We start from the raw sequence: 7,106 nt of genomic DNA, 5'->3' as shown, positions 1-7,106 counted from the left end.
ATTGCGCTTGAAATCGTGGAACACTTAGACGCTGAAGATAAGCCAATTATTTGGGGACCAGACCGTCACCTAGGATCGTACATCGCTAACAAAACTGGCGCAGATATGCTGCTTTGGCAGGGTGAGTGTGTGGTTCATGATGAGTTCTCTGCTGATGCGCTACGAAAAATGAAGAGCGTGTATCCAGATGCGGCTATTTTGGTTCACCCTGAGTCACCAGCAAGCGTCGTAGAACTTGCCGATGCCGTTGGATCAACGAGTCAGCTGATCAAAGCAGCGAAAGAGCTTCCTCACAAACAAATGATCGTTGCGACAGACAAAGGCATTTTCTTTAAAATGCAGCAACTTGTGCCAGAGAAAGAACTTATCGAAGCGCCAACCGCAGGTGCAGGCGCAACATGTCGCAGCTGTGCACACTGTCCTTGGATGGCAATGAACGGTTTGAAAGCAATTGAGAAAGCGCTTAGTGAAGGTGGTGAAGAGCACGAGATTTTTGTTGACGAAGAACTGCGTGTTAAATCCCTTATACCGCTTAACCGCATGCTAGGTTTTGCTGAGCAGCTAAATATGCAAGTGAAAGGTAATGCTTAAAAAGTAGGCGTAACTGAAAGTAAATCTCAAAAACCAGCCGAATATGGCTGGTTTTTTTGTGTCTTACTATCAATGAGTTACTATTGATGCAATCAATGAATATCGAGGTCATAAATTTATGGCGGTGTGGTTAGTAGTTAAAAAGTGGCTTAGTTCCCACCTTCTTAAATTGAGCAACCGAAGCCTTCTCATCTTTAGTGGCTTATATGTGAGCCTTTCATGGTGGCTGCTGGTTCTCGCTGGTGAAACCGCATTAACAGACAGTTTCGCTAACTTTATCTATTACCTCATGGTTACGGCGAGTACGGTGGGTTATGGCGACCATTCTCCTGTAACTGATTTGGGTAAATGGGTTGTCGTACTATTTGTAATCCCCGGCGGTTTGAGCTTATTCGCCGCATTATTGGGGCGTGTCGCTGGAGCAGCGATGGACTATTGGCGAGCGGGTATTTTAGGAAAACGGAGAGTAAGAGTGGAAAACCATATTGTATTGTTGGGCTGGAATGGATCGAGAACGATGCACCTTATTCGCATGTTACAACATGAAGAAGAGGGAAAGCGCCCGATTGTTTTATGCAGCCGTTCAGAAATAGAGAACCCGTTACCTGGCGAAATCAGTTTTATCAAAGTGACCAGTTATACCGATTCGCAAGAGATGAAAAACGCCAATATTGCCGAAGCCGCTTGCATTATTGTGGATAATCTCTCGGACGACATTACCTTGTCAGCCGCTCTATACTGCGCATCTGTAAACCCTTCCGCTCATTTGGTCGCTTACTTTAAAGATGAAGCGCTAGGCCGACTTCTAAGTCAGCATTGCCCGAAAGCGGAATGCATACCTGCTGTTGGCGCAGAAATGTTGGCAAAAGCGGCGGTTGACCCGGGCTCAAGTGCGCTTCATCAGGAGCTTTTGGCTTCAACACGAGGTATGACGCAATACTCAGTTATTTATCCCGAGGGTCAGTCTGCCACCACTATTGAGAATCTCTTCGTTTTTCTCAAAAGACGCCATCATGCCACGCTGATTGCTTTTGATATTGGCGATGGTATTCAACTCAACCCAGATTTAGATGCTGAAGTACCCGCGAGTACCAAGCTGTTTTACATTGCAGATGAACGTATTGAAGATTTTGCCTGGAAAGAAATGAACAAGGAACAATAATGCACATGATTGCCGGCCTGTTAGCAGGCTTCCCAAACTTTTTACTCTATTTCTCTGTTTCTATTATTTTTGTATTGGCGTTTAAGTTCATCTACGTCAAGTTGACGCCATACGATGAGTGGCATCTGATTAAAGAAAAACAAAATACAGCAGCAGCGATTGCGCTAAGTGGGGCTTTCCTTGGTTACTGTCTCGCGATTTCGGGGGCGGCAAAAAACTCGGTCAATATCGTCGATTTTATGGTGTGGGGCGTTGTTGCAATGCTTGCTCAAATTATCGCATTTGCAATTGTACGCTTTATTTTACTTCCGAAAGTGGCAGAGCGTATCGAAAAAGATGAACTGCCAGCCGGTATCGTATTAGCAGCAGTTTCTGTTTCGGTTGGCGTATTGAATGCCGCGTGCATGACCTACTAGGAGGAACGATGAAGCGGAGTTCTAACGTTAAACGTTCTTCCATGGACAAAAGCTTAAAGCTTGGGAAAATTCTTCCCTTTGCTGCCTTTGGTGGTATTTTCTTCTTTGCTACGTACGAGTCAAAAACAGAAGGGTACATTTTTTCTGATGCCGATGAGTGTAAATCTAACTCGCCTGAGTTTAGTGAACAGTGTGACATTGCATACCAAGAAGCTTTAGCTCGTGCCGAACAAAATGCCCCTCGCTACCGCAGCGAGTTCGAATGCGAGAATGATTTCTACGAGGATGATTGTTACTACAGTTCCAGTTCCCGAGCTTATGTACCTAACTTTGGCGGTTTTTTTTACAGTCGCTCATTAAGCGGGTTGAAAGGTTATAACAAGAGCTATTACTCAGAGCCGATGTACCGTTATAAATCCAAATTCTATAATGGAGCAGGGCAATTCTTTGGCTCCTACCGAAATCAGCCGACCAAAGTTGCGACGAATAGCCTTAATAAAAGTGGTGGCGGCACCATTGGCAGGGCGATGTCTCGAGGCGGGTTTGGTAAAGCGGTGTCGGTCAGTCGAGGCGGTTAAAAAGAACTATGTTTCGACGAGAAATACAAGAGCGCGAAAACTGGCGTGAATTAGCACGCCAGTTTGGTTTTGGTTTCCATACCATGTATGACCAACCGTATTGGGATGAGAGTGCTTACTATCAATTCACGCTGGAGCAAATTGAGCGCGATATAGAAGCGCCCACTGAAGAGCTGCATCAGATGTGCCTGGTTATTGTGGATGAAGTCGTTCGGAGTGAGCGGTTGCTGACGCAATGTGCGATCCCTGAATCTATGTGGGAGCAGGTCGCTTCTTCATGGAGACGAAGCGAACCTTCGCTTTATTCGCGGCTGGATTTCGCGTACAACGGGACCTCGCCTGCAAAATTACTGGAAAACAATGCGGATACGCCAACCAGCTTGTTTGAAACTGGCTTTTGGCAGTGGGTGTGGCTAGAAGATGTTGTAAATAAAGGTCGAGTTCACCAGAGCGCGGATCAATTCAATATTCTTCAAGACTTTTTGATCGAGCGCTTTGCCGAAATAGCAAAATACCAACCAGGACAAACACTTCACTTTAGCTGCTGCAAGTACACTGAAGAAGATAAAGGGACTGTCCAGTATTTAGAGGATTGCGCGCGAGAGGCAGGGTTAGCAACGGCATTCGTGCATGTCGAAGATATTGGAGTGACGGAAGATGGTCTGTTTGTGGATGCTGACGACAGAGCGATTCGTTGGATGTTTAAGCTTTACCCTTGGGAGTTTATGTTTGAAGAGGAATATGCGAAGTACTTAGCGACTGCGAACGTAAACTGGTTAGAACCGATGTGGAAGTCGATTCTATCCAATAAAGCACTTTTACCGTTATTGTGGGAGCGCTTTCCTAATCACCCGAACCTTTTGCCCGCTTATTTTGCTAACGATTCAAAAGCGAACACTATGAGAGATTGTGTCATCAAGCCACTATTTTCTCGAGAGGGCGCGAACATCGAGATCGTCATCGATGGAAAACGTTTTGTTAAAACGTCAGGGCCTTATGAATCTAAATTCAATATCGTCCAGCAATACCATCCACTACCTAAGTTTGGGCAAAACCATACGTTAATTGGCAGTTGGTTGGTCAATGATAGAGCTGCCGGTATTTCGATTAGGGAAGACAGTAGCTTAGTGACTCAAGATATGGCGCGGTATATTCCACATGTAATTTTAACATGATCAAAAAAGCTCTCCATTTGGAGAGCTTTTTGTCTATTCAGCCGTTCAATCTTGATGGTCGACAGCGTTGCGTCTATTGTTCTTCAGCTAATGCAACACCGCGCTGGGTAAGACCACATAACATCACTGGCATTGCATTGAAGATCTCTTCAAACTGCTCTAAGCCTTCCATACCTTGTTCGGCCAATGTTTCAATGGTTGTTTCTGGGTCGTAAAGCATAGTAAGAGAAAGTAAAACACCACCGAGTAGGGCATTATCTTCGCTATCCTCAGGCATCAACGTTTCCCAGTCATCACGCGCAAGTTGCCAGCCTTGTAATACACCTTCACAGAAATCGCGAGCCTGACTTGTTACAATGTCTTGCTCATCTAGCGCGCACCCTGCAGGCCACTGCCAAGTGCCTTCTAGGAGAGCGGGACGAGTTTGGTTCCACATTTGTACAATCTCGTCAATGTACTGCTCTAGTTGTTCACCGTCAGTAAATGGCGCTGTTTCTTCTCCACCCCATAAGAATGGCAACCACTCTTGAGGCATTAATACGTTTGGCGCTGCAGCCATCGCTGTTACAAAGCCTTGAGTTTTTGCTAGGTTTAGTAGTTTACCGTCAAGTTCTGGGAGAGAAAGGATGTCTTGTAGTTTCAAAATAGAATACCATTTGTTAATGGGCTGGTTGATTGCGCTCATCTTACCAATCAATTAGTGATAAATCGATATTAGGGAATGATTCACACATCTATGGAAATTCGCTCATCACTTAGAAAAAAAAGCATTCTCGCCCTAACACTTTACCTGTGCTTCTTTATCGCCACTATCGGTTCTGTCGCCTATTTGGTTGTTGAGCCACCGGTTAGACAAAAGCTAGAGCAAAACCTAGAGTTACGTACCCAACTCCTGGCTCTTGAGATAAAAGAGCCCCTCCTCAGTTCTACAGGTGTATTGAGCAGCTTAGTAGGGCTAGCCCAAGGGACTGAAAATATTCAATCTCTCAACACAATAATTCCACATATACTTCAATTGAGTGACAAGATGCTTGTTAGTGGTGGCGTATGGCCTAAACCCGAACTAAAAGCAGAACAATGGAGATATCAAAGTCTATTCTTCAATAAAAACAGTGATAGTGGTATTGACCAAATTCACTCCTACAATAACCCCGAATCTGGCGGTTATGATAATGAAGCCTGGTATGTCGCTGCCGCCGATGCTCCGGTAGGTTCTGTTAGTTGGTCTACGGTTTACATCGATACCTTTACTCAGGTCCAGATGATTACCGCGTCTTCTCCGTACTACCAAAACGGTCGATTCGCTGGAGTTGTAACGGTAGACCTATCACTTGATGCACTTTTTCAGTTTATTCGAGAGCACACGAACCAGCATTCTTTGGGGGTAGTGGTTCGCGATGCTGACTCAAACGTGATTATTGAACACAACTTTCAACTGACGGACGAAATTTATGTCAGCGAGCTTGATTTCGGAGAGTTCGATTGGCGCATGGAAGTTGTCAACGCAAAAGCTAAAGTCGCCGATCAAGTGTTTGAACAAGTGATGAGCGTTGAGGGGAGGATCATTCCATTTTTGCTCTTGTGTGTCTTGGTCGGTTACTACTTACTGAATCGCTATATTGTTGAACCAATTGTTCGCATTGCCGCTAAGATTGATGACTCGAAAACTGGTGGGATCATAGATATTGACTACGATAGCGATGACGAAATCGGACAGCTTATCGAGAAGTTCAATGAAAAGACGATCTATTTAGAGCAGGAGAGAATAAAAGCTCAGGCTTCGACAAACGCTAAAACGGCATTCTTAGCCACATTGTCCCACGAGATTCGCACACCAATGAACGGTGTACTAGGAACTGCCCAGATACTGTTAAAAACACCACTTACCGATGAGCAGCGTAAGCACCTGAGAACACTTTATGATTCAGGTGATCACATGATGACATTACTCAATGAGATTTTAGATTACTCAAAAATTGAACAAGGGCATGTTGAGTTTGAAAATAAGCCTTTCCCAATTGAGTCGATTATCGGCAGTATCAAGAGTGTTTATCAAACGCTATGTGCAGAAAAAGGTCTTCGCTTTAGAGTAGTCTCGCATTTACCAACGGGTCGTTGGTACAACAATGACAAAGCCCGTTTGCGTCAAGTACTGTTCAATCTACTCAATAACGCTGTTAAGTTCACCGATCGTGGCATCGTAGAGGTAGAGCTAGCCGAGAAATCGAGTAAGGCTGGCACCAAGCTGATACTAAAGGTAAAAGATACAGGGATTGGTATTTCAAAAGAGGCACAAAAACGCATTTTTCGTCCTTTTGAGCAAGCAGAGTCATCAACGACTAGACGGTTTGGTGGTACAGGGCTTGGTTTAGCAATAGTCAAAGAAATCGCGGAACATATGGGTGGGCAAGTGGTTGTAGAGAGTCAGGAGGACGCTGGAACGACTTTTACTGTCGAAATTGCCCTTACACCTTGCAAGCCGGGTAAAGTAGAGTCAATCAATACACATAAATTGAACTGTAAAGGGTTGAAAGCACTCATTGTTGAAGACAACCGAACAAATGCGATCATTATGGAAACTTTCCTCCGAGCCAAGGGCTTTGAGTGCACAAGTGTCGAAAATGGTCAGCTTGCAGTCGATGAGGTTGCGATCAAACCATTTGATTTGATACTGATGGATAATCATATGCCTGTTCTAGATGGCGTTGGGGCCATATCAGCCATTCGAGCAATGAGTTCACCTGCTAAGTCGGTACTGATTTTTGGCTGTACAGCGGATGTGTTCAAAGAAACACAAGAGCGTATGATTAATGTAGGAGCAGACCACATAATAGCGAAACCAATAGTGGAGTCTGAATTAAATGATGCACTGTATCTTCATGCGACACAGTTATATCAGTACCAATCGGACTTTGATGGAAATGCAGCAGATAGCTTTAATGCTGAAAAGTGGTTACTCAACTTCTATGTCGCTCTAGATAATGGACATCTTAATGAAGCACTTGAGGCTATTTCAGCGATCATTGCGGAGGCTCCCCTTGAACTCAGTGACGACGTTTCTTCAGTCGCCGAACGGATAAGAAGTAACTTAAAGCGTCAGCAATCCCCAGACCAAGATGATATCGATACATTAACGATTTTGCTGGCCTCACCATAACTGAATCAATATCGCGCAACTGTGAAC

General features: G+C 44.6%; 7 protein-coding genes. 6 read left to right on the top strand and 1 reads right to left on the bottom strand.

What is annotated here, in order from left to right; translation table 11 throughout:
• The 5 genes from nadA to IQR33_RS23155 all read left to right on the top strand — a co-directional run.
• Window positions 1-591 (top strand): quinolinate synthase NadA (nadA, locus tag IQR33_RS23175; protein WP_193844085.1); only part of this gene is annotated, 591 nt, incomplete at its 5' end.
• A gap of 118 nt (window positions 592-709) precedes the next feature.
• Window positions 710-1,753 carry a potassium channel protein gene (locus IQR33_RS23170; RefSeq protein ID WP_158173768.1) on the top strand — a complete coding sequence of 348 codons (1,044 nt, stop codon included), beginning with the start codon at window positions 710-712 and terminating at the stop codon, window positions 1,751-1,753.
• The gene (locus tag IQR33_RS23165) at window positions 1,753-2,169 is read left to right on the top strand and encodes a DUF350 domain-containing protein (protein WP_005378281.1); all 417 of its coding nucleotides are present in this window, start codon (window positions 1,753-1,755) and stop codon (window positions 2,167-2,169) included. The genes IQR33_RS23170 and IQR33_RS23165 overlap by 1 nt, the downstream gene beginning before the upstream one ends.
• Before the next feature lie 8 nt (window positions 2,170-2,177).
• Window positions 2,178-2,747, top strand: a complete 570-nt coding sequence (locus IQR33_RS23160; protein ID WP_193837454.1) for a DUF1190 domain-containing protein — start codon at window positions 2,178-2,180, stop codon at window positions 2,745-2,747.
• Window positions 2,748-2,755: 8 nt separating this feature from the next.
• Window positions 2,756-3,922 (top strand): glutathionylspermidine synthase family protein, encoded by a 1,167-nt coding sequence (locus tag IQR33_RS23155; protein WP_193837453.1) that lies wholly within the window; start codon window positions 2,756-2,758, stop codon window positions 3,920-3,922.
• A 73-nt stretch (window positions 3,923-3,995) separates the two neighbouring features.
• Here IQR33_RS23155 and IQR33_RS23150 read toward each other — a convergent pair whose 3' ends face one another.
• On the bottom strand, window positions 3,996-4,607 hold the full coding sequence (locus tag IQR33_RS23150; protein ID WP_005378278.1) for a YecA family protein: 612 nt from the start codon (window positions 4,605-4,607) through the stop codon (window positions 3,996-3,998).
• Between the two features lie 51 nt (window positions 4,608-4,658).
• On the opposite strand from IQR33_RS23150, the gene IQR33_RS23145 reads away from it, so the two are divergent.
• The gene (locus IQR33_RS23145; RefSeq protein WP_193844086.1) at window positions 4,659-7,079 is read left to right on the top strand and encodes a hybrid sensor histidine kinase/response regulator; all 2,421 of its coding nucleotides are present in this window, start codon (window positions 4,659-4,661) and stop codon (window positions 7,077-7,079) included.
• The last annotated feature ends 27 nt before the right edge of the window (window positions 7,080-7,106 follow it).

Source organism: Vibrio sp. OPT46 (assembly GCF_015163535.1).
In the GTDB taxonomy this organism is placed as follows: Bacteria; Pseudomonadota; Gammaproteobacteria; order Enterobacterales; family Vibrionaceae; genus Vibrio; species Vibrio alginolyticus.
The sequence above is the reverse complement of the archived record's forward strand: the minus strand, read 5'-3'. Positions and strand labels throughout refer to the sequence as shown.

What these genes read in the sequence shown, in the direction of transcription:
- IQR33_RS23170 (WP_158173768.1), top strand. Translation starts at nt 710, where the DNA reads ATGGCGGTGTGGTTAGTAGTTAAAAAGTGGCTTAGTTCCCACCTTCTT.
- IQR33_RS23165 (WP_005378281.1), top strand. Translation starts at nt 1,753, where the DNA reads ATGCACATGATTGCCGGCCTGTTAGCAGGCTTCCCAAACTTTTTACTC.
- IQR33_RS23160 (WP_193837454.1), top strand. Translation starts at nt 2,178, where the DNA reads ATGAAGCGGAGTTCTAACGTTAAACGTTCTTCCATGGACAAAAGCTTA.
- IQR33_RS23155 (WP_193837453.1), top strand. Translation starts at nt 2,756, where the DNA reads ATGTTTCGACGAGAAATACAAGAGCGCGAAAACTGGCGTGAATTAGCA.
- IQR33_RS23150 (WP_005378278.1), bottom strand. Translation starts at nt 4,607, where the DNA reads ATGAGCGCAATCAACCAGCCCATTAACAAATGGTATTCTATTTTGAAA.
- IQR33_RS23145 (WP_193844086.1), top strand. Translation starts at nt 4,659, where the DNA reads ATGGAAATTCGCTCATCACTTAGAAAAAAAAGCATTCTCGCCCTAACA.